At 56.6% G+C, this 20256-nt stretch carries 22 protein-coding genes and 1 tRNA gene; 1 reads left to right on the forward strand and 22 read right to left on the reverse strand.

Annotated elements, in window-relative coordinates:
- Window positions 1-69 precede the first annotated feature (69 nt).
- The 10 genes from KYE_RS03185 to KYE_RS03230 form a co-directional block, all read right to left on the reverse strand.
- Window positions 70-636 (reverse strand): TetR/AcrR family transcriptional regulator, encoded by a 567-nt coding sequence (locus KYE_RS03185; protein WP_008170337.1) that lies wholly within the window; start codon window positions 634-636, stop codon window positions 70-72.
- 43 nt (window positions 637-679) lie between these two features.
- Window positions 680-1348, reverse strand: a complete 669-nt coding sequence (locus KYE_RS03190) for a cupin domain-containing protein (protein WP_008170339.1) — start codon at window positions 1346-1348, stop codon at window positions 680-682.
- Between the two features lie 63 nt (window positions 1349-1411).
- Window positions 1412-2032, reverse strand: coding sequence for a glutathione S-transferase family protein (locus KYE_RS03195; protein WP_008170341.1), 621 nt, complete (start codon window positions 2030-2032; stop codon window positions 1412-1414).
- Between the two features lie 262 nt (window positions 2033-2294).
- Window positions 2295-3581: a translesion error-prone DNA polymerase V subunit UmuC gene (umuC, locus tag KYE_RS03200; RefSeq protein ID WP_008170345.1), complete on the reverse strand. Its 1287-nt coding sequence runs from the start codon at window positions 3579-3581 to the stop codon at window positions 2295-2297.
- Window positions 3578-4333: a CLCA_X family protein gene (locus KYE_RS03205; protein ID WP_008170346.1), complete on the reverse strand. Its 756-nt coding sequence runs from the start codon at window positions 4331-4333 to the stop codon at window positions 3578-3580. The genes umuC and KYE_RS03205 overlap by 4 nt, the downstream gene beginning before the upstream one ends.
- Window positions 4330-4773: a translesion error-prone DNA polymerase V autoproteolytic subunit gene (gene umuD, locus KYE_RS03210; RefSeq protein WP_008170348.1), complete on the reverse strand. Its 444-nt coding sequence runs from the start codon at window positions 4771-4773 to the stop codon at window positions 4330-4332. The genes KYE_RS03205 and umuD overlap by 4 nt, the downstream gene beginning before the upstream one ends.
- 304 nt (window positions 4774-5077) lie before the next feature.
- Window positions 5078-5620, reverse strand: a complete 543-nt coding sequence (locus tag KYE_RS03215) for a YqiA/YcfP family alpha/beta fold hydrolase (protein ID WP_039881819.1) — start codon at window positions 5618-5620, stop codon at window positions 5078-5080.
- A gap of 156 nt (window positions 5621-5776) precedes the next feature.
- Window positions 5777-6730, reverse strand: a complete 954-nt coding sequence (locus KYE_RS03220) for a TraI domain-containing protein (protein ID WP_008170352.1) — start codon at window positions 6728-6730, stop codon at window positions 5777-5779.
- Window positions 6717-7940, reverse strand: a complete 1224-nt coding sequence (locus KYE_RS03225; protein WP_039881820.1) for a tyrosine-type recombinase/integrase — start codon at window positions 7938-7940, stop codon at window positions 6717-6719. The genes KYE_RS03220 and KYE_RS03225 overlap by 14 nt, the downstream gene beginning before the upstream one ends.
- On the reverse strand, window positions 7933-8166 hold the full coding sequence (locus KYE_RS03230) for a hypothetical protein (protein ID WP_008170356.1): 234 nt from the start codon (window positions 8164-8166) through the stop codon (window positions 7933-7935). The genes KYE_RS03225 and KYE_RS03230 overlap by 8 nt, the downstream gene beginning before the upstream one ends.
- A gap of 89 nt (window positions 8167-8255) precedes the next feature.
- On the opposite strand from KYE_RS03230, the gene KYE_RS03235 reads away from it, so the two are divergent.
- On the forward strand, window positions 8256-8552 hold the full coding sequence (locus KYE_RS03235) for a helix-turn-helix domain-containing protein (protein ID WP_227497735.1): 297 nt from the start codon (window positions 8256-8258) through the stop codon (window positions 8550-8552).
- A gap of 193 nt (window positions 8553-8745) precedes the next feature.
- Here the strand turns inward: KYE_RS03235 and KYE_RS03240 are convergent.
- The 12 genes from KYE_RS03240 to uppS form a co-directional block, all read right to left on the reverse strand.
- Window positions 8746-8822 (reverse strand) — tRNA-Met (locus tag KYE_RS03240).
- A gap of 69 nt (window positions 8823-8891) precedes the next feature.
- Entirely contained in the window at window positions 8892-9578 is a 687-nt protein-coding gene (gene rnhB / locus KYE_RS03245; RefSeq protein WP_008170361.1) for a ribonuclease HII, read from the reverse strand.
- A complete protein-coding gene (lpxB, locus tag KYE_RS03250) occupies window positions 9578-10759 on the reverse strand; it encodes a lipid-A-disaccharide synthase (RefSeq protein WP_008170363.1) in 1182 nt (393 codons plus the stop codon). Before lpxB ends, rnhB begins: the two co-directional genes overlap by 1 nt.
- Before the next feature lie 18 nt (window positions 10760-10777).
- A complete protein-coding gene (gene lpxA, locus KYE_RS03255; RefSeq protein WP_008170364.1) occupies window positions 10778-11569 on the reverse strand; it encodes an acyl-ACP--UDP-N-acetylglucosamine O-acyltransferase in 792 nt (263 codons plus the stop codon).
- A complete protein-coding gene (fabZ, locus tag KYE_RS03260; RefSeq protein WP_008170365.1) occupies window positions 11569-12006 on the reverse strand; it encodes a 3-hydroxyacyl-ACP dehydratase FabZ in 438 nt (145 codons plus the stop codon). Before fabZ ends, lpxA begins: the two co-directional genes overlap by 1 nt.
- A gap of 11 nt (window positions 12007-12017) precedes the next feature.
- Entirely contained in the window at window positions 12018-13043 is a 1026-nt protein-coding gene (lpxD, locus tag KYE_RS03265) for a UDP-3-O-(3-hydroxymyristoyl)glucosamine N-acyltransferase (protein WP_008170366.1), read from the reverse strand.
- A 47-nt stretch (window positions 13044-13090) separates the two neighbouring features.
- Window positions 13091-13588, reverse strand: a complete 498-nt coding sequence (locus KYE_RS03270; RefSeq protein ID WP_008170367.1) for an OmpH family outer membrane protein — start codon at window positions 13586-13588, stop codon at window positions 13091-13093.
- A 45-nt stretch (window positions 13589-13633) separates the two neighbouring features.
- Window positions 13634-15952: an outer membrane protein assembly factor BamA gene (gene bamA, locus KYE_RS03275; protein WP_008170368.1), complete on the reverse strand. Its 2319-nt coding sequence runs from the start codon at window positions 15950-15952 to the stop codon at window positions 13634-13636.
- Window positions 15953-15996: 44 nt separating this feature from the next.
- Window positions 15997-17346, reverse strand: a complete 1350-nt coding sequence (rseP, locus tag KYE_RS03280) for an RIP metalloprotease RseP (protein WP_008170369.1) — start codon at window positions 17344-17346, stop codon at window positions 15997-15999.
- A gap of 49 nt (window positions 17347-17395) precedes the next feature.
- Window positions 17396-18580 (reverse strand): 1-deoxy-D-xylulose-5-phosphate reductoisomerase, encoded by a 1185-nt coding sequence (gene ispC / locus KYE_RS03285; protein ID WP_008170370.1) that lies wholly within the window; start codon window positions 18578-18580, stop codon window positions 17396-17398.
- A 2-nt stretch (window positions 18581-18582) separates the two neighbouring features.
- Complete coding sequence (locus tag KYE_RS03290) at window positions 18583-19422, reverse strand: phosphatidate cytidylyltransferase (protein ID WP_008170372.1); 840 nt, start codon at window positions 19420-19422, stop codon at window positions 18583-18585.
- Window positions 19423-19443: 21 nt separating this feature from the next.
- Window positions 19444-20214, reverse strand: a complete 771-nt coding sequence (uppS, locus tag KYE_RS03295; RefSeq protein ID WP_008170374.1) for a polyprenyl diphosphate synthase — start codon at window positions 20212-20214, stop codon at window positions 19444-19446.
- Between the last annotated feature and the right edge of the window lie 42 nt (window positions 20215-20256).

Here is a 20256-nt window from a genome sequence, read left to right on the forward strand (position 1 = left end):
CCTTTTCGCTCGTTATGAGTCAATTTGCGTAGCGATTCTGTACATCAAAGCGCGATTCCTGTCCCGTCGTTACTGGCAGCGGGCGCGCAGCAGTCGCGTTGCGGCATCAAACACGGCGAGGTCTTCTTCGGTGCGCGCGGCAAGGTGGGCCCCTTCCAGCATCGCCAGGGTCGCCTGCGCTTCATCGGCGGGACCCAGGATGGCCGAGACGGATCCATCCCTTTGTCCCAGTTCAAACGTTGCCGTAATCCACTGCAGAACCATTGCGCGAACGGCGCCGACTCTGGCAATAACGGTGTCGGACAGGCTTTCGCGGCAGGTCGAAAAGGCAACGCACAGACACACGGTCTGGCCATCATGCAACGCCCCGCGGTACAGGGCAATGAGTGCCTTGAGGCGCGCGCCAGCGCTGGCATGGGCTGCGTCTATCTCGGTCAGACCCTGCTGCAGACTGGTCTGATAGCGCTCGATCAAGGCTTCGGAGAGCTTCGCCTTGGTGGGGAAATGATAATGGATCGAGGCCTTTCGAATGCCGATGGCCTCGGCCAGATCCGCGTAGCTGAACCCGTCAAAGCCCCGTGACCGGACGGTGTGCTCGGCAAGATCCATCAGGGCTGTTCTGGTATCACGGTTCATGGTTGTTCACCTGTCTGCCTTTTCAATCCCGCTATTGCCGGGCTTATACCCTCGGTGCCCCGGCAAATCGCAGGTGCCCCGTTTTCATCCAGATCTTGGCGCCGTCGTCCCCGGCCGTCACGGACAACCTGTGTCCTTCAGGGAGGCGCAGCCAGTCATGCCTGGCCAGCACCTCGCCATCCCTGATAGCCGAACCTTCGACCACCAGCAGTTCGATTCCGCCGGGCGCCTCAGAGGTCAGTGTCGCCCCCGCATCGAGCTGGCTGTAGGTCACGATCTCACGATCGTCCTCATGCAGCTTTGCGGTGGCAACGCCGCCCACTGGGGCGCCCAGCTCGGCCTCCATATTCTTGCTGAACTGGGTGCGGTCGGCCAGGTCGAACTGCCACAGTTTCACAAATATCGTGCAGCCCGTTTCAGAGCCCGGAATATGTGACGTGGTTGGGGGGTTGCGCACGTAGGTGCCAGCAGGGAAGTCACCGTGCTCGTCCTGGAACACGCCATCGAGTACGATGAATTCTTCTCCACCGGTATGGGTATGCGCCGAGAAATGACTGCCCGGCGCATAACGCACGATGGTCGTGGCGCGGGCAACTTCGTCCCCGATCCGGTCCAGCATGCGCCGCTCCACCCCTTTCATGGGCGAGGGCTGCCATTCAATCTGGTCGGAATGCATAACCACCGGTTTGGAGAAATCTGCATTGATCTCCATGTTATTCCTCCCTTTTGTGCCCTTCATGTTTTCAGCGCTTACATTAAATCCGAAGGTTTCGGATTACCCGGCAATTGAAGGACGGGCTGCGACTTTTGCGCGCCAGGCCTGGAGATTGGTCAGGGACTCGGGAATGTCCACCTTCGCGAAATCCGCAAACCCCAGGCCGGCAAAGGCGGTGATGTCTGCGACCGAGAAGCTGTCGCCTGCGAGAAACTCATTGTCCGCCAGAACGCTGTCAAGATAGGTCATGGTTGCGCTGGCAATTTCTTTCTGTTTATTACCCCATTCAGCACACTGCCAGGTTTCCAGATCCGGACCAAGCCCGGGGGTCGCGTGATGGAAATAGGCACCCACGGCATTCATCAGACCGTTTTCTGCCCGCAGATTCATCATTGCGATACGGGCACGCTCCGCTGGGGTTGTACCCATAAGGGACGGACCATCAAAGACGCCGTCGATATATTCGGTGATGGCATTGCACTGGGCGATGCAGGTGCCGTCGTCAAGTTCCAGCATGGGCACGGTGGCATCCGGGTTTTTCGTCTTGAACGCCTCGGAACGGTGCTCGCCGCCCATGACATCGACCGGGACGAATTCCACCTGGTTTGTTGCGCCTTTTTCTGCCAGAGCGATGCGAACGCGGAGCGGGTTCGGGAAGCCTTCGATATCGTAGATTTTCATTGATTGCCTCTGTTGGTCATTAAACATGCGCCAATTAATCCACCTATTAGTAGGTAGATGTGCAAGAGGCAATTTGATTGTTCTGCTTTTCTTTGCGCTGTTGACAAGACATTCCAAACGCCAAGAACAGCCCGGGCCTTCTTGCAGTACATAGCCAAACCAAAAAGCCAGCTTCTCAGTTAGACGATTTGATAAATATCGAAGTGTTTTTGTTGAAAGAAGCGTGTGCGAAAGAGCAGCCGTGAATGTTCGCTTATGTTTACTAGCGAACCTTTGGCAAGTCATCCCAGCTGGTCGTATACGCCGGCGACAAATGCCCCCGCCGCATCGCGTAGGCCGCAGGCCCTGCCTCTCTGGCCATGTAGACCGTCGCCCTGGACTTTCGGTTGATCGTATCCATCACCACCATCAGGCGCTCCGATCTGCCATTGTCTGGCACCTGCTCCGGGGCCGCTTGGAATAGATCCTCTTGAAGCCCCACTTCTTCCACTAGCTCCCCCAACATAACGCCGGCCTTTGCGTAATTAAATCCTTCCCGGTACATCGGTCGAAGCAGGTTCAGGGCCTGCTGCACAATAACCCGGGAGTCCTGGCTGGGCTGGATGAGCTTCACGCTGGCACTGCGTGAATACTGCGGTGCCGTCGTCTTGAACGGATTCGTTCGAATGAACACCATCAGCTCTCCCGCATACTGCTGACCTCCCCGAAGTTTTTCGGTAGCGCGAGTCGCAAAGTGCACCACGGCTTCTTCCAGGTCGCTCAGTTTTTGAAGGGGCTGACCAAATGAACGGGAGCACATGATTTGTTTCTTGGGCGGTGGCACTTCATACCACGGCACACAGGGAATGCCGTTGAGTTCGCGGGCCGTGCGTTCCAACACGACAGAGAACTGTTTTCTGAGCGTTGCCAGATGGGTATCCGCTAACTGTAACGCCGTGACTATGCCCATGGCCTGAAGCCTGGCACGGAGTTTTCGCCCGACACCCCATACGTCCTCAACCGGTACGCGAGCCATCAGCCGCCGTTGCCGGGCGGGGTCCGTCAGATCGACTACGCCGCCGGTTGCCGGGTACTTCTTGGCGGCATGGTTGGCCAGCTTGGCCAGGGTTCGCGTAGGTGCAATGCCCACACAGACTGGCAAGCCGACGTTCTGATAAACCGTGTTCTTGATCTTCCGCCCAAAGTGCTCGAAAGACACCACCCGGTCAATGCCGGTCAGGTCCAGAAACGCTTCATCGATGGAATAGACATCTACTCGCGGAGCCAGGGCTTCAAGAGTGGTCATAACCCGTCTGCTCATATCGCCATAGAGGGTGTAGTTGGAGGAGAACACCTGGATGCCGTACCGGCGAATTTCCGGTTTGATGTGATGAACCGGCACGCCCATCTTGATCCCCAGCGCCTTGGCTTCTTTGGAACGGGCGACGACGCAGCCGTCGTTGTTGGACAGCACCACAACCGGTGTATGACGCAGATCCGGACGGAACAGCTTCTCGCAGGAGGCATAGAAGTTATTACAGTCCACCAAGGCGAATACGGCTGTCTTCATCCGGCTTTGGCCTGTTCCCGGTACAACGCAGCCCCGAGAGCGGCAAAGTAACACTGAAAGGCGTCATTTATCCGCTGGCGATGCTCGCCCTGCGGATACAGACCCGCCTTGGCTTCATGAGAGTGAACGGTTCCGTTTACCAGAAATCGGTTACGCGGCTGGCTGTCTTCAATGAAGGCTTCAAAGGCGCGAGCGCACAGCTCCTCCGGCTTGGTGTAATAAACCGTTCTCAAGTGCTGATCGGCCATCAGGGAGGCCCTGAACAAAGTGCTGGGTGCAGTGCCGTCCTCCGTCAGCATGATGGCCTGGAAGCAGGCGCCTAGCCGTTCATTCAGTGGGTGGGGTTTACTGCTTACGCTGTTCAGCCAGGCACTGGAGGCGAAGGCAAAGCCGAACGGTCCGGCATTCCGGTAAGCTTTGCCACCCATGTAGTGATCAAAGGCGTGAAACCACTCATGAGCGAGGCTACCTGCACCGGCGTTCTTGGCCAGCGCCAGCTGCCGGGTGGCAGGGATATAGTGCGCCGCCACGCCCAGCCGGCCGCCGATGCCATACTGCAGGCCCAGCGTGCTCCTTAGGGAGATCAATGGTTCCGGTCCTCGCAGGATCGTCATCAAATCACACAGCGCCTGATAAAACCGGCCGGCTGCCCGGCCCCGCTCCTGGGGCGTCACCCAGCGTCCGACCTCGATGCTGCGAAAATCGAACCGTCGTCTTACGGTGACAAAGGATACTGCCGATTCAGGTGTCATCCCTGGCCTCCCCGCTTGAGTGACCGAATGACGTTGGTGACCACCCCAAACACCTCCATCACCATATCGCCCTCGACGGTAATAGGCCGGTACGCTGAATTCCTTGGAAGGAGGCGAACAGGCGGTGGCGTCAAATGCAACTGCTTGACCGTCATCTCGCTTTCCAGGCTGGCGATGATGATGTCTCCGTGCTTGGCTCTCAGCGACCGGTCCACCACCAGGACATCGCCGGGATAGATGCCAGCCTCGATCATGGACTCTCCCTGAACACGCACGAAGAATGTGGCCGCAGGATGCTGGATGCAGAGCTCGTTCAGATCGATGGTTTTCTCAATGTAGTCCTCCGCCGGAGATGGGAAGCCAGCCGAGACCCGTTCCAGAAACATCGGAATGTTCAGGCGGGAGAAGGATTCAAAGTCACCAAGCAGAATGCAGGACATGCTTTACACCGAATACTGTTTGAATATACAGTATTTTGGAAAGATAATACGTATGGGTCAACCCATCATTGGGCACAGTGTTTTATACTCGGACTAATACAGCTGCCAGGAAGGCGGGAGGAGTCTGTATGAAAAGCGTAGTACTGATGTTTGTTGGGGGCTTAGTGGGAGGCCTGATTGGGCCAGTGACAGCACTGGTGAGTGTGGCAGCCGGTTACGTGTTAGGTCGCGCTCTGACACATTCGGTCGCACCGAAGCCGAGTGAGGAACAGTCGCACTGTCGTTAACGCAGCCCCTCGTAGCATTAATCCTTCACATGCTCCCGAACAAGCTCTAGCGCTTCTTCCATGTGCTCAAACCGGTGACTCCCGCCCTCAAAGCTGTGTACCGAAAAATAACCCCCAAGCTCCCTGACGGTGTCGTTCCACGGAAGCAGTTCATCCCCCTGATCCAGCAGTACTAACCCGCTGCCATAGTGGGTGAAAGGATAGTAGCTAGAAACCACTTCGTCCGTCAGTTGATAGGCCTGCCCCTGATGATCGACACCCGGCCCTATCCAGGACTTGAGAGCGTGGGCAGGCTCCGTCACCGGGTTGATGGCAACAAACGGAATACCCGCTTCGGCTCCCAGAATACCCGCCAGCCATCCTCCCATCGAAGTCCCAACCAGAAGATCCGGGTTCACTTGCATCAGCTTGTCCAAGCTCTCTTCGATAACGTCTTCCGAGCCTTGGGTGTAATCGATGTCGTGACCATAGACAGGACCAACCCTGGCGAGCGTTTTGAGTTTGTCGCTGTTGATATCGAAGCGGCTGGCGAAGCCATGGAGGTAGTAGATTTTTGGCATATCCTTCACTAGGGACGCTATATTTTTCCTGACCTTAGCACCGTTGGCGGGTAAATGCCTGCTTCCTAGCCCAAGCGCTATCCCCTCGCACCGCCGGATAAAGAAAGGGGTGTGGCCGCAACGTGCTCACACCCCTCACTGTCGTTTTCATCTGCCTCATCCATGAGCTTCGATTGATGGCCGCCAATACACGTTGCTTCCAAGCCGCCCAAAACCGATTGGCTGGCGCTTTCGGTAGGCCTTCCGCTGATTGTCAGCCATGGCACTCTGGGCATCTGCGTCACGAACATAGCGGGCAAGCGTCATGGCAGGGGTGGCACCGTAGCGCGCGCCGGGGGAGGCGCAGGTCCAAATGTGCCGGAGTGCAAGCGCCGCATCAGGGTCTACCCTGTCGAGATAAGCCAGACCGTAGGCGCAGGCCTCCAGAGTTAGGTCGGCGTGGTCGCACAACCTTGCGGTTGCTGTCGGCTTACCCCACGTATCATAAGTGTAGGTTTTGCCAATGTCGTGCAACAAACCAGCGACGAAACCGAGCTCCTGAAGCTCCCAAGGCATCTCGGGTTCATTGGCCTCCGTCATGACCAGTACGTTCTTCGCCACCTCTAGGGAATGAGCCAGCAGACCGCCGGGCTCACTGTGGTGGTAATTCCTGCTCGCCGGAGCTTTCAGGAAAACCTCCAATCTGTCACGGCGCTCCAATACTCGCTTTATGAACATCTGTAATGGGGCTGACCGCAAAGACCGTACCGCAGCAACCAGCTGATCCAATGCCTCCGGCTTAGGGCAGAACGTCCGTGGCAAAGTCTGCAGTGCAGGCAAGCCGGCAACGTCTGCCTGCAACGGGCGGCGGATATCGGTCAGCAGGATCTCACTTTCCTCCGCACCAACACACACTTGCCCTTTGACCACGACCAGATCCATGTGGCCCAAATGCTCTGGAATCAATATAGAACCAATTACCGCCAGAACCACGATGTCGCTGGCACAGCTGCTCAACCGAAGTTTCAGATACGGAATGCCTTCATCATCAAAACAGGCAACACGCCCCGTCAGTCGGTAGGTGCCTTTAAAAGTTTCCTGCATCAACGGGCGTAGATCATTCAGTTTCATCACCTACCTCCTTATCGTTTTCGATGACCCGACTCTGAATCAGGCGCTCAAAGGCGCTGCCATCCATGCGAGTCAGGTTCGGGATATAGCGGGAATACACTTTAAACAGCATTTCCGTTGAGGAATGGCCCAGAGTGCGGGCGACCCATTCCGGGTTTTCACCCGACGCGAGGAGTAGCGTCGCCGCTGTATGCCGGGTCTGGTAGGGACGGCGTTTCTTCAGCTTGAGGTGTTCCAACAAAGGGTACCAAACACGCTTGGTCACGTTATTGTGGTCCAGTGGCTCTCCCAGCCGGTTACAGAATACGAACTTGCTGAACTTGCCGGTGGCCTCGTACTGGGATTTGAGTGCCTGGTACACGGGGCCAAACATGGGAATTTCCCGTTGAGAGCCGTCCGTTTTTGTGTACTCGGTTTGGCCGTGGATGAGTGTTTCACGTACCAGGATTTCCCGCTTTTCGAAATCCACGTACTCCCACTTGAGGCCATCAACCTCCCCCGTTCGCATGCCGGTGTAAAAACGCACCAGGTAGTAGTTGTGGTAATCCTCTCTGACCGTTTCGAGGATCTTTTCTACCTCATTCAGGGAGAAGGGCTCGATGTGTACCTTCTGCTGTTTCAGCGGCTTGATATTCAGATAGGGATTCGTGAAGTCAAACCGCTCCGCCGCCTCCGTCAGAATCATTCGCAGAATGGTCATGTGGCTGTTGATGGTCTTGGGCGACATCAAACCACTCGCCCCCCTTCCCTTCCGCCGAGCCATCTTGTTACGTGCAGCCAAAATGTCTGGCTTGGAAATCTCGCCTACCCGTTTATTTTTGAAAGCTGGCTTCAGAGAGCTAGCCAGAATGGATTCCACATTACGCGTGTGGGAGTTCCGCCACTGGATTTTCGATTCGAGAAACCACTGGTCAGCGAAGTCTGTGAACAGAGGAGTATCTGATTCTGACTGACCAAGAACACCCTCACCATTTGTGGGAAGGACCCCAGCGTCCTCAAGCTTTTTGAGGTTTTTGCTTCCCGGAAAGAACTCGGCGTAGTCAAAATCCCCGACCAACATTTTGGCTTCCATTCGCTGGATCAATGTCTCCAGCTGTTTACGGTTGCGGGCGGTGTCACTCAATAGAGTCTGCTCCCTGCAGCGTATTCCTTGGTACCGGAAATCGATAAAGAGCTTTTTTGTATCGACTCGTGCTCGCACCTTAGCCATGACAAACACCTCCGCTCGCCATCGGGATGGCCAGATTGTTCTGAGCCATGCTGAGCATGTCCTCCTCGATGATCTCCCAGATGTAGAGGATTTTTCGGCCGCCAAATGGACGAATATAATGTTTACCCTCCAACAGGACGCTGTCTTTCAGACACTGACGGATGGTCCGGGGGTCATACTTGATACGCTCTGATAGCTCTTCAGTTGTCAGGTACGTGTTGTTCATGAGAACATCTCCTTTCGCCAATCAATGATCAGTTGATAACTTTTGTTATCACTTGATCACCAATATACGCCACATAGCGATAATTGCAAGTGGCGTTTGATTATTTGTTTTATCAAACGAGCAGAGAGATGATCCGTTTCCATTTGAAGGAATTGATAGCAGATAAGGAATTTGCCGAGAAACGACGAATCACTATTGGTGAAATTGCTAAGGACACCGGCATCAACAGGATGACACTGTCGAAAATCATCAACCACCCCGGCCACAGCACAGTGACGGACAACATTGATAAGCTATGCACTTATTTCGACTGTTCGGTTGAGCAATTAATCACGCACATCAAGGAAGTCTCGGACGAGTCGGAAGGATCTGAAGGCGAAAAGTGACTCTCTTTCTTGGCATGCGGGCAGAAGCTAATGCCCCGTGCCCCAGAAGACTTACGGTCAACAACGAAGAGGGGCCAAAATATCCAAGTCGGAAATTGGCACGCATAGGGCACGATGAGGGCACGGAGAAAATTTCAGACTCAGAAAACAAAAAAGGCAGACCAGTAACCAACTGATCTGCCTTTCTTTTATGTGGTAGCGGGAGCTGGATTCGAACCAACGACCTTCGGGTTATGAGCCCGACGAGCTACCAGACTGCTCCACCCCGCATCAAAACTGGTTGTTTACCGGGCTACCCCGATCAACGTGCGCGTATATTAATGATTGGATTCAAAACTGTCAATCGATATCTTCGAAAAGGTCTGCCCGGTACTGAAGCTCTTCGGGCTCTGGGGCAGCGTGATCTTGATAGAATCCCACTGTTTCAATCACTTCCTGAACAGGTCGAAAGGAGCGGCGGTGTTCAATGGTTGCTCCGAGGCGGCGCAGGGCCTCCAGATGGACCGGGGTCGGATAACCTTTGTGCTGCGCCAGGCCGAACCCGGGGAAACGCGCTTCCAGCGCTTCCATTTCCCGGTCACGGGTTACTTTGGCAATAATAGAAGCGGCGCTGATGGCAGCCACCCGACTGTCGCCTTTGACAACCGGTTCCGACGGCCAGCGCCACTTGGGACAGCGATTACCATCCACCAGAACGTACTCAGGCACCACAGCCAGCCCCGACACTGCGCGCTCCATAGCCAGCATTGTGGCCTGGTAGATATTCAGCCGGTCGATTTCGTGGGACTCGCACCGGCCAATGCTCCAGGCTTTGGCATCCTCGAGAATCTGATCGTAGAGGGCGTTGCGACGCTTCTCGGTCAGCTTCTTTGAGTCAGCCAGGCCTGCGATTGGCCGGTCCGGATCCAGAATGACCGCCGCAGTCACGACGGCCCCGATGAGCGGCCCCCGACCGACCTCGTCCACACCGGCAAGCAAGGAACCGTTGTAACGACACTCGAAGGGTGGCAAAGGGCTCTTGGGCATCAGCGGGCACCCTGCTCTATCAGGTCTGAGATCGCCTGAGCGGCTTTTTCATCAGCCCCCTGCTTCAGTGAATGGTGCAACTCGGTAAAAGCTTGGTTAAGCCTCGCCCTCTCTTCTTTGTTCTCGAGTCGCTCAAGCACTGCTGCACCCAGACTCTCAGCCGTGGCGTCGTCCTGAAGCAGCTCTGGAACAAGCTGGCGCTTGGCGAGGAGATTGGGCAATGCGACATGAGGCACCTTCACCAACTTCGACAGAAGAGCATAGCTGAACCCGCTCAGGCGGTACCCTACAACCATCGGCTTTTTAAGAAGCATCGCTTCGAGTGTTGCCGTTCCAGAGGCCAAGAGCACAACGTCGGACGCGGCCATCACATCTCTGGAACGCCCACGTACGATGGTAACCGGAAGCTTCACCTTCAACGCATCGACCAGATCGCGCACCTGCTTCTCCCGGTCCCGGTTCACGCAGGGGATCACCAACTGTAGATCAGGTCTTCTTTCCTGTATCCAGCGAGAGGCTTCAAGAAACAAGGTACCAAGTCTCTCCACTTCTCCTGCACGACTACCGGGAAGAACCGCCAGTACGGGTGCGTCCGCATCTATTCCCAACGACTCCCGCATCTTGAGGGTATCCGGCGCCATGGGAATTCGATCTGCCAGTGGATGGCCCACGAAGGCCACAGGCACCTGATGCTCCTCGTAAAACCTTGCCTCGAAAGGAAACAGGGTCAACATCAGGTTGACCGATTTGGCAATTTTGAAGATCCGCTTCTGCCGCCAGGCCCAAACCGAGGGGCTGACATAATGCACGGAAAGAATGCCGGCCTCGCGGCAGCGCCGTTCGATCGCAAGCGTAAAATCCGGAGAATCGATACCGATCACAACATCCGGTGGCGTGGCGAAGAAATAGTCCAGGAGCCGGGCCCGGATGCTGAACAGTTCACGAATTCGTCCAAGAACCTCCACCAGCCCCATGACCGAAAGACGTTCCATCGGCACCAGGGAATGAAATCCCTCCGCAACCATTTCCTCCCCGCCAATGCCGACGAACCGGGCCTGGGGATAGCGTTGGCGCAGCGAACGGATCAGGCCGGCACCGAGGATATCCCCCGATGCCTCACCGGCGATGATTCCGAATGTAATTTTACGCTCGCTGATGGTCGCGTGAGAAAGATCTGTCACCGACAGGCTCCTGCCGGGTTAGCGGATGATGCCGCGGTGAGCTCCACGCAGGGAGTCAATGAGGGGACGTATTTCTGCAACATCGGAGTAGGACTTCTCAAGCTCTTCGACGGCCTGTTCGGTTGTCAGCCCCTGGCGATAGATCACCTTGTAGGCGCGGCGTAAAGCCAGCAAGACATCCTTGCTGAAACCACGGCGCTTGAGGCCTTCCACGTTCATGCCGTGTGGCTGGGCGGACTGACCGCTCGCCATCACATAGGCCGGAATGTCCTTGAGTACGATGCTGCCACCAGCCGCCATGCTGTGGGGACCAATATGACAGAACTGGTGCACCATGGTACCACCGCCCAGAATCGCGAAATCGCCGACCGAAACATGGCCCGCAAGGGTGGCACAATTGGCCAGAATGGTGTTGTCACCGACGATACAGTCATGAGCGACATGCACGTACGCCATCAAAAGATTGCCACTGCCGATACGGGTTTCACCCCGGTCCTGGACCGTGCCCCGATGAACCGTGCAATTCTCGCGAATCACGTTGTTGTCGCCAATCACCAGTGTGGTTGGCTCGCCCGCGTATTTCTTGTCCTGGCATTCCTCGCCGATACTGGAGAACTGGAAAATACGGTTATTCCGGCCGATAACCGTCGGCCCCTTGACCACCACGTGGGACAGGATCTCGGTACCCTCGCCGATTTCCACATCGGGGCCAATGTAGCTCCAGGGCCCGACAGTAACGTTGTCCCCGAGCCTGGCTGACGGGTCTACAATCGCCTGAGGATGGACACCCGACCAGTCATTTGTCGCCATCAAACTTCTCTCTCAGCGGTCAGAATCTCTGCCACGCAGACGACTTCACCGTCGACCAGGGCGCGACACTCGAATTTGTAAATACCCCGTTTACCGGAGATGAGTTCCGACTCCATGCACAGTTGATCTCCCGGCAAAACCGGGCGCTTGAACCGTGCCTTGCTTGAGCCGGCGAGGTATTGTACCACGCCGTCAGAAGGTTTCCGGCCCACAGTCACAAAACCGAGAATGCCCGAGAGCTGGGCCATGGCTTCGATAATCAGGACGCCCGGCATGATCGGGTTGTTCGGGAAGTGGCCCTGAAAGAATGACTCGTTGAACGAAATATTCTTGTAGCCCTTGATCGATTTTCCTTTTTCGACCTCCGTTACCCGATCCACCAGCAAAAACGGGTATCGGTGCGGCAGGTATTCCAGAATTTCGTCGATGTTCATCATGTTGATCGGCCTCAGCCCTCTAATTTCTTTTCCAGTTCTTTGACCCGTCGCGCCAGCGCATCCAGTTGCCGGAAGCGCACAGCATTCTTGCGCCACTGACGGTTGGTATCGGCGCTGGTGCCAGATGAATAGACTCCGGGCTCACGAATATCTCCGGTCACCAGAGTCATACCTGTCAGATGGACCTGATCCGCAATCTCGAGATGGCCGGCCACGCCCGAGGCGCCACCAAACACGCAATGCCGACCAATACGAGTACTTCCGGCAATACCAACCATGGCCGCCATGGCGCTGTGATCACCGATGCGAACGTTATGGGCAATCTGGATCAGGTTATCGAGCTTTACACCGTTGCCAATCACCGTGTCGTCCAGTGCACCGCGATCAATGGTGGTGTTTGCACCCACTTCTACATCATTTCCGAGCACAACCCGACCGAGTTGCGCGATACGATGCCATACGCCCTTCTCATTGGCGAAGCCAAAACCGTCGGAGCCAATAACGGCGCCGCTGAGGATGTGACAACGCTCACCAACGACCACATCGTGGGCCAGAGTCACCCGTGGCCGGATTAAAGTCCGGGCCCCGACCCTGGCGCGGGCGCCAATAACCGAGCCGGCTCCCACGACGACTTTCTCGCCAATGTCAGCCCCTGCTTCCACCACCACATTAGGACCGATACAGGCATCGTCAGCGATGCTGGCCGACGGATCGACCACAGCAGTCGCGTGAACGCCGGGCAAAGCAACAGGCGCGGGATCAAACCAGTGGCTCAGCTGAGCATAGCCGAGGTAGGGATTGTCCAGTAACAGGACGTTGGTCGGAGCATCCTTCGCCGAGGCCGGCGAAGCAATAACCGCCGAAGCACGTGTATCCGCCAGATACTTGCCATAGGAAGGGTTAGCGAGAAAACTGATCTGGCCGGGCACGGCGGCCTGCAACGTCGCCAGCCCCGATACCCTGATATCAGGATCACCGCGCAGCTCCGCACCCAGGGCATTGGCAATATCCCCCAGGCGATAGGACCTTTCTGTCATTGCGTGCTCCCAAGCAACGATCAGGGCACCGGGGTGCCCGTCACAGATTAACGGTTCAGTTTTTCAAGAAGCTGAGAGGTCAGGTTCATTTCAGGCTTCACATAGACAACAGCTTCGCTGGGCAGGATCAGATCGAGATTGTTCTCTTCAAGAAGCTCCTTGACCGCCGCGTCCACCTCGGGACGGGCCTGCTCCAGAAATGCCTGCTTACGCTGATTCACCGTTGAATCGAGCCGTTGCTTCAGGAAGTTGAACTCTTTTACCTTTTCCTGGAACTCACCGGCCAGCTTGTTGCGCTCGCTCTCATTCATCATGGCACCGTCTTTCTCCAGGCGCTCCTGGAGCTTGCGGGCCTCTTCCTGAGCTTCGCGCACCCGGGCCTCATCGCCCGTAAAATCCTTCTGGAGGGATTCGCTGAAGGTCCTGGCATCGTCTGAAGAGAACAGTGCCTGACGCAGGTCGACCACACCAATTCGGGTTTCAGCCATGGCCGGGAATGAAAACGCCATAACCATGGCGGCGAATATCAACATGAATCGGGACATTGGTTTTCTCCTGATTTTCATCCGTAGGTTGTTATTATCCATGCGCTAGAAGGTCTGGCCCAGCGAGAACTGGAATACCTGGGTGTCATCACCCGGCTTGTCGTTCAGCGGCTTCGCCAGACTGAAGGCCAGCGGGCCAACAGCGGTAATCCACTGGAAGCCAATACCGGCGGACATTCTGATTTCGCTCAGTTCCGGATCGAAACCGCGCGCAGTGTCGAACACCTGACCTGCGTCCAGGAAAAACGCCGTTCTCATGGAGCGGGTATCACCGGCAAAGGGCGTGGGGAATATCAGCTCAACACCACCTTCAGTGAGCAGGTTACCGCCGAACGGATCCGGGCGTGAGAGGTCGTTGACGTTGTTCGTAGCAAGGAGACCCAAGGAGTTGGCCCGGTACCCCCGAACCGATCCGTAGCCCCCTGTATAGAAGTACTCGTAAAACGGCATCTGGGTCCGATCTCCGTAACCATCACCATAACCGATCTCTGAACGCGCCCGTAAGATCCAGCGATTATCGTCAGTCACCGGATAGTAGAAATCGGTCTTGTGTGTCACCTTGTAAAAGGTCAGATCGCTGCCCGGCACTGCTACGTCAAGCGACAACGACTGGCTATGGCCATCACTGGGCAGAACACCCCGGTTGAAAGTACTGCGGCGCCAGCTGCCGAAGAGGAAGAAGTTATTGAACGAATCCCCTTCCTCATCAATGAACTGAATGACCTCCTGTGAGGTGAACCGGCCTTCCTTAAGATTGGACTGGGTAAACCCGGCCCCAAAGTTCAAACGGGTGATATTGTCCGTGGGATAACCGAAGGTGATACGGCCGCCATATTCGTCCAGCAGGAAGGCGGAGATATACTCTTCCTCATAATCGGTTTGCCGGGCAAAAAGACTGTAGCCACGGCTTACGCCGTCAACCGTGTAGTAAGGGTCCAGGTAGGAGACGTTTGCGCTTTTGACAAACTCACTCACGTTGACACCGAAAGAGACGCGCTTCCCGGTACCGAAAAAATTATTCTCGGACACGTTGGCGCCAAGAATCACCCCGGACTGCTGCGAGAAACCGACGGAAGCGGAAAGACTGCCCGTCGGCTGTTCTGCCACGGAGTAGTTCACATCAACCAGATCGTCGGTGCCCGGAACTGGTACCGTCTCAACATTCACCATCTCGAAGAAGCCGAGACGCTCCAGTCTGGTCTTGGAGAAGTCGATACGATCCGAAGAAGCCACGCCCCTTTCCATCTGCGTCATTTCCTGGCGGAGAACGTCGTCACGAGTCGACACGTTGCCCTCGAAATTGATCCGTCGCACATAGGCCCGTTTGCCCGGCTCAACAAAGAAGGTGACGGCGGCTGTGTTGTTTTCTCCCGGCTCGGGGACGGCATTGACGTTGGCGAAGGCGTAGCCTTCCCTTCCGAGCCGGAATGCCAGGGATTCGGAAATTGCCGTCATGCGGGATCGGGAGAATACGTCGCCCTCCTCAACAGGAATCAGCGATCGCAGCTCCTCTTCACCCACGATCAGCTCACCACGAAGGTTAATCTCGGAAATGGTGTACTGAGGCCCCTCATTCAGGGCAATCGCGATGAAGACTTTTTGTTTGTCAGGCGAAATGGATACCTGGCTGGACTCGACGTTGAAATCCAGATAACCACGGTCAAGATAGAACGACCGCAGCGATTCAAGGTCGCCACTCAGGCGCTCTCTCGCGTACTTGTCCGAGTTTGTAATTGAGTTCCACCAGCTCGTGGTCTGCAGCTCGAACAGCTCTTGCAGTTCTTCGTCACTGAAGTCCTTGTTGCCGATCAGGTTGATATGGTGGATCGCAGCGACCGACCCCTCATTGATATCCAGGCGAATCGCAACGCGGTTTCTGGGCAGCTCCTCGGCCGTTGCCTTTACCCGGGCGTTGTAGCGCCCCTGGGCAATGTAAGAGCGCAGAATTTCCAGTTCCAGACGTTCAAGAGTCGCACGCCGGAATACCTGGCCTTCCTGAAGCCCGGCGCCAGCGAGGGCATCCATCAACATCTCGGTTTCAATGTTCTTGTTGCCCTCAATCTCGATATCGCTGATGGAGGGTCGTTCACGAACCGTCAGGATAAGCACACCGGCATCCCGGCTGGCCTCAATGTCGGTGAAAAGACCGGTCCGGAACAGCGACTTGATCGCATCAGCCAGCTCGGTCTCGTCCACCTGCTCGCCAATATTGACAGGGAACGCGGAAAAAACAGTACCCGCAGATACCCTCTGCAGGCCTTCCACCTCAATATCCGCAACAGTGAACTGATCAGCAAATGCTGGCTTCAGGCCGGACACGGCTACAGCGAGGCCAACGGCTACACCTAGAAGAGAACGTCTCATTCAAATATTTCGCCTGGTTAATGCGCGTAAGGAGCTCGCAATTCTCACAACCGCATCAGGTCGTTGTAAAGAGCAAACACCATTAATGTGAGGATCATTGCCATACCAATTCGTAATCCAAACGCCTGAGCCTGCTCGGAAAGCGGCTTCCCACGGAGAGCTTCGATGGTGTAGTAAACGATATGACCACCATCTAGCACCGGCACAGGCAGAAGGTTCAGAATGCCCAGGCTCACGCTCAGATAGGCAAGAAAACGCACGAAGTCTTCGAACCCGGAACTGACACTGGCTTCAGCAACCCGGGCAATGGTAATTGGTCCACTGAGGTTGGTGGGTGACAACAGGCCGGTGACCATCTTCTTGATGGCCACCAGTGTCAAGCGGGTATCCGCCCAGGTTTCGCTGAGGGCGACCGGAACGGCGGCGAATGGGCCGTAGCTGACATCACGCAGCACCTCTTCTGGCCATGAGATAGCTTCCACACCGGCACCGACAAAACCGATTGACTCACCACTTTCCTGAGTCTTCGCTTCCGGTGTCACGCTGACGGATTGTTCCGCACCATTACGCTCGATGGTTACCTGAAGTGTCTGCTCCGGGGCATTGCGAATAAACTCGACCAGCTCAAACCAGCTACTGATCGGCTCGCCGCCCACGGCCACAATGCGATCCCCGGGCTGCAGGCCGGCAGCCTGAGCGCGGCCACCATCGGAAATCTGCCCCAATACCGGCGGAACAGCCGGGCGCCATGGCGTAATGCCGAACTCGGCTAACGGATTGGGAGTATCGTCACTCAGGCCCCAACCGGAAAGCTCACCGCTGACTGTACCGCGGGCGCCATCTTCCGATACCTCCATGGAAATCAGACCGTGCTCGCCGGTCCGCTCCAGAATGCGCATATTCACATCGCGCCACGAACTGACGCGATGGCCATCCACAGCGTGAATCTCCATACCCTCCTGAAGACCTACCCGCTCGGCCACACTCTCGTCAGCGATCTGCCCGACAATGGGTGCAACATGGGTAACGCCAACCACACTCAGCAGCCAGTAAGCAAAAATGGCGAACAAGAAGTTGGCCACGGGACCGGCCGCCGCAATGGCAATACGCTGGCTCGGAGGCTTGGAGGTAAAGGCCTGATCTCTCAGCTCCTCAGGAACTGGCCCTTCCCGCTCATCCAGCATTTTTACATAGCCGCCCAGAGGAATGGCGGCGACGGCAAACTCGGTCCCATGCTTGTCGTACCAGGAAAACATCGGTTTCCCGAAACCCACGGAAAAGCGAAGTACTTTTACGCCACAACGCCGGGCAACCCAGAAATGACCGTATTCGTGAAGGGTCACCAGGATGCCCAGGGTAAGCGCAAGTGCGAGGACGGTTTCAATAATCTGCATAGCGTTCCTGATTGAATGGCTTCAGCCGGGCAGCATTCTGCTGCGACTATCAGACAGTTAACAGACCTATCTGTTCCCGTGCACAAGCCCGTGCTTCTTTATCCTTGGCGAAGATAACGTCAAAGTTGTCGGCGGGCTCAACGGCGGTCACAGCGAGCGTTCGCTCTATGATAACGGGGATATCCGAAAAACACAGGCTACCCTCAAGAAAAGCGGCAACAGCCACTTCATTGGCGGCATTAAGAACCGCCGGGGCAGTGCCGCCCGCCTCAAACGCTTCGGCAGCCAGGCGCAGGCAGGGGAAACGCACCAGATCTGGCCGCTCAAAGTGAAAGCGGCCGATCGCGAACAGGTCCAGAGGCGGGGCACCAGCGTCAATACGCTCCGGCCAGGCCAGGCCGTTGGCAATCGGTGTTCTCATATCGGGACTGCCAAGCTGGGCCAGAACGGAGCCATCGGCATATTCAACCATCGAGTGGATAATACTCTCAGGGTGGACATGCACCTCAACTTTCTGGGGCGTGGTGTTGAACAGCCAGCAGGCTTCAATGAGCTCGAGGCCCTTGTTCATCAGGGTGGCCGAGTCCACGGAAATCTTCTGCCCCATGGACCAATTCGGATGGGCACAGGCCTGGGCGGGCGTTACCGATCGAAGATCCTCGGCAGAATGTTCCCTGAACGGGCCCCCGGAGGCTGTCAGAAGTATACGAGTGATGCCGGCACCGGCAGGGTCCCGGACCTTGTCGGCCGGCATGCACTGGAAAATCGCGTTGTGCTCAGAGTCGATCGGCAGCAATTCTGCCCCCGCTTCGGCCACGGCATCCATAAACAGTTTGCCGGACATCACAAGCGCTTCTTTGTTGGCAAGCAACACCCGCTTTCCCGCCCGCACCGCCGACAGTGTTGGCGAAAGACCCGCTGCCCCGACGATAGCCGCCATCACAGTATCAACACCGGGGGTGGAGGCCACCTCGCACAACCCTTCCAGCCCGCCAAGCACGCGAGTTTCAGGCAGGTCTGCCAGCAATTTTGAGAGGACATCGGCCGCTTCAGGGTCAGCCATGACCGCCACTTTCGGACGGAATTCACGGCAGAGGACCGCGAGCTCTTCCGCACGGGTACTGGCCGTGAGCGCATAGACCGAGAAGCGGTCAGGGTGGCGCCGAACAACGTCCAGGGTACTGAGACCGATGGAGCCGGTCGCCCCGAGAACACTGATAGAGCGGGTTACCATAGTCACCAGTGCCCGGTTGTCAGCCAACCAAGTTGGGTAATAATCAATGCAAATACCGGAATGGCCGCCGTCAGGCTGTCGATCCGGTCCATGATGCCACCGTGACCGGGTAACAGCTGACTACTGTCCTTGATGCCACGGTGCCTTTTGAGCATGCTTTCCAGCAGATCGCCCAACACTGAAACAAGACCCGTGGCGAGGCTGGCAACAATTAGCAGCGAGGTCTGAACCGTCCCCGCCGAAGCCAGCCAGCTGACAACCAGGGCAAAAACCCCGACGGCCATCAGGCCGCCCCAAACGCCCGCCCATGATTTGCCAGGACTGACACGGGGCGCCAACTTTGCTTTACCAAACGCCCGACCGGCGAAGTAAGCACCGATATCGGCAACCCACACCACACAGAATACGTAGAGGATGAGCAGCAGGTTGTTGGTACTGTCACCAAACTGGAAACCGCCGGTTCGCAGGTGATTAAGGCCCACCCACGCCGGCACCAGAACGAACAGCCCCATGACGGCTCTTGCGGGGAGACTGCCCCATTTTTCGGAGCCGCCGGGATAACTGCGAACCAGAAGAAAGCACACGCCCCACCAGAGCAACGATAACCAGAGGACTGCCACAAACGGAACGTTCAGCAGACCGTAGAGAAGGATAGCGGTGGCCAGTGCGTAGCCAACCCGACCGGCAGGACTCTCAATACCGGACATATTCGCCCACTCCCAGGCGCCCAGGGTAATGATGGCGCCGGTAAAGAGCGCAAAACCCAGGGGCGGGAGGAAAAAGATCCCGCCAATGGCGATAGGAGCGAGGATCAGTGCGGTGATAATTCGGGTTTTTAACACGGTTGACGTCGCTATCGTTCGTTATTGTTGTACAGCCTTGGCCGCTATCTGATCATCCGTCTGGCCAAAGCGACGCTGTCGGCCGGCATAGGCCTGCAGGGCCTTGAGCATCTCTTCCTGCTGGAAGTCAGGCCAATACACCGGCGAAAAGTAGAGCTCTGTGTAAGCCAGGTGCCAAAGCATGAAATTGCTGATTCTTTGCTCACCGGCGGTACGAATCATCAGGTCCGGCATTGGCAGGTCACCGATGCTGAGGTGCTGCTGAATCAGGTCATCGGTGATGTCAGAGGGTGCCAACTGCCCGGAACGGACCTGCTCGGCCACCTTGCGTGTGGCCTGCGTGATATCCCAGTGACCACCATAGTTGGCGGCAATTACCAGGGTCATCCGGGAGTTGTTGCGGGTCAGCTCTTCAGCCGCCTCCATGTGTTCACGCAGTGAGGTGCTGAACGCTGACCGATCACCGATAATGCGCAGGCGGATATCGTTCCGGTGAAGTTTGCGAACCTCGCGCTCAAGGGCGAACAGAAACAGCTTCATGAGCGCCGACACTTCGTCCTTGGGCCGACGCCAGTTCTCGCTGGAAAAGGCAAACAGCGTGAGCACTTCCACGCCTTCACGGGCACAGGTTTCCACCACTGCCCTGACCGCATCGACACCGGCCTTGTGCCCAGCCACTCCCTTGAGCCGACGGGCCTTGGCCCATCGATTGTTCCCGTCCATGATGATGGCCACATGCCGGGGCCGACTGTCTGCCGACACCGGAATCTCTGCGGATACAGTTCCCGTCATGAAATCCCCTGTGCGGCCGGAGCGCCTCGGTGCTTCGGCCTT

The sequence above is a fragment of the Marinobacter manganoxydans MnI7-9 genome, assembly GCF_000235625.1.
Classification (GTDB): Bacteria; Pseudomonadota; Gammaproteobacteria; order Pseudomonadales; family Oleiphilaceae; genus Marinobacter; species Marinobacter manganoxydans.

Bases quoted from the DNA above. Each gene is read 5' to 3' on its own strand.
- KYE_RS03270 (WP_008170367.1), bottom strand. From the start codon at position 13,588: ATGTCCCGATTCATGTTGATATTCGCCGCCATGGTTATGGCGTTTTCA.
- bamA (WP_008170368.1), bottom strand. From the start codon at position 15,952: ATGAGACGTTCTCTTCTAGGTGTAGCCGTTGGCCTCGCTGTAGCCGTG.
- umuC (WP_008170345.1), bottom strand. From the start codon at position 3,581: ATGAAGACAGCCGTATTCGCCTTGGTGGACTGTAATAACTTCTATGCC.
- uppS (WP_008170374.1), bottom strand. From the start codon at position 20,214: ATGACGGGAACTGTATCCGCAGAGATTCCGGTGTCGGCAGACAGTCGG.
- lpxA (WP_008170364.1), bottom strand. From the start codon at position 11,569: ATGGCGACAAATGACTGGTCGGGTGTCCATCCTCAGGCGATTGTAGAC.
- rseP (WP_008170369.1), bottom strand. From the start codon at position 17,346: ATGCAGATTATTGAAACCGTCCTCGCACTTGCGCTTACCCTGGGCATC.
- KYE_RS03185 (WP_008170337.1), bottom strand. From the start codon at position 636: ATGAACCGTGATACCAGAACAGCCCTGATGGATCTTGCCGAGCACACC.
- KYE_RS03225 (WP_039881820.1), bottom strand. From the start codon at position 7,940: ATGGCTAAGGTGCGAGCACGAGTCGATACAAAAAAGCTCTTTATCGAT.
- KYE_RS03230 (WP_008170356.1), bottom strand. From the start codon at position 8,166: ATGAACAACACGTACCTGACAACTGAAGAGCTATCAGAGCGTATCAAG.
- umuD (WP_008170348.1), bottom strand. From the start codon at position 4,773: ATGTCCTGCATTCTGCTTGGTGACTTTGAATCCTTCTCCCGCCTGAAC.
- lpxD (WP_008170366.1), bottom strand. From the start codon at position 13,043: ATGACAGAAAGGTCCTATCGCCTGGGGGATATTGCCAATGCCCTGGGT.
- rnhB (WP_008170361.1), bottom strand. From the start codon at position 9,578: ATGCCCAAGAGCCCTTTGCCACCCTTCGAGTGTCGTTACAACGGTTCC.
- fabZ (WP_008170365.1), bottom strand. From the start codon at position 12,006: ATGATGAACATCGACGAAATTCTGGAATACCTGCCGCACCGATACCCG.
- KYE_RS03205 (WP_008170346.1), bottom strand. From the start codon at position 4,333: ATGACACCTGAATCGGCAGTATCCTTTGTCACCGTAAGACGACGGTTC.
- KYE_RS03220 (WP_008170352.1), bottom strand. From the start codon at position 6,730: ATGAAACTGAATGATCTACGCCCGTTGATGCAGGAAACTTTTAAAGGC.
- ispC (WP_008170370.1), bottom strand. From the start codon at position 18,580: ATGGTAACCCGCTCTATCAGTGTTCTCGGGGCGACCGGCTCCATCGGT.
- KYE_RS03195 (WP_008170341.1), bottom strand. From the start codon at position 2,032: ATGAAAATCTACGATATCGAAGGCTTCCCGAACCCGCTCCGCGTTCGC.
- KYE_RS03190 (WP_008170339.1), bottom strand. From the start codon at position 1,348: ATGGAGATCAATGCAGATTTCTCCAAACCGGTGGTTATGCATTCCGAC.
- KYE_RS03215 (WP_039881819.1), bottom strand. From the start codon at position 5,620: ATGCCAAAAATCTACTACCTCCATGGCTTCGCCAGCCGCTTCGATATC.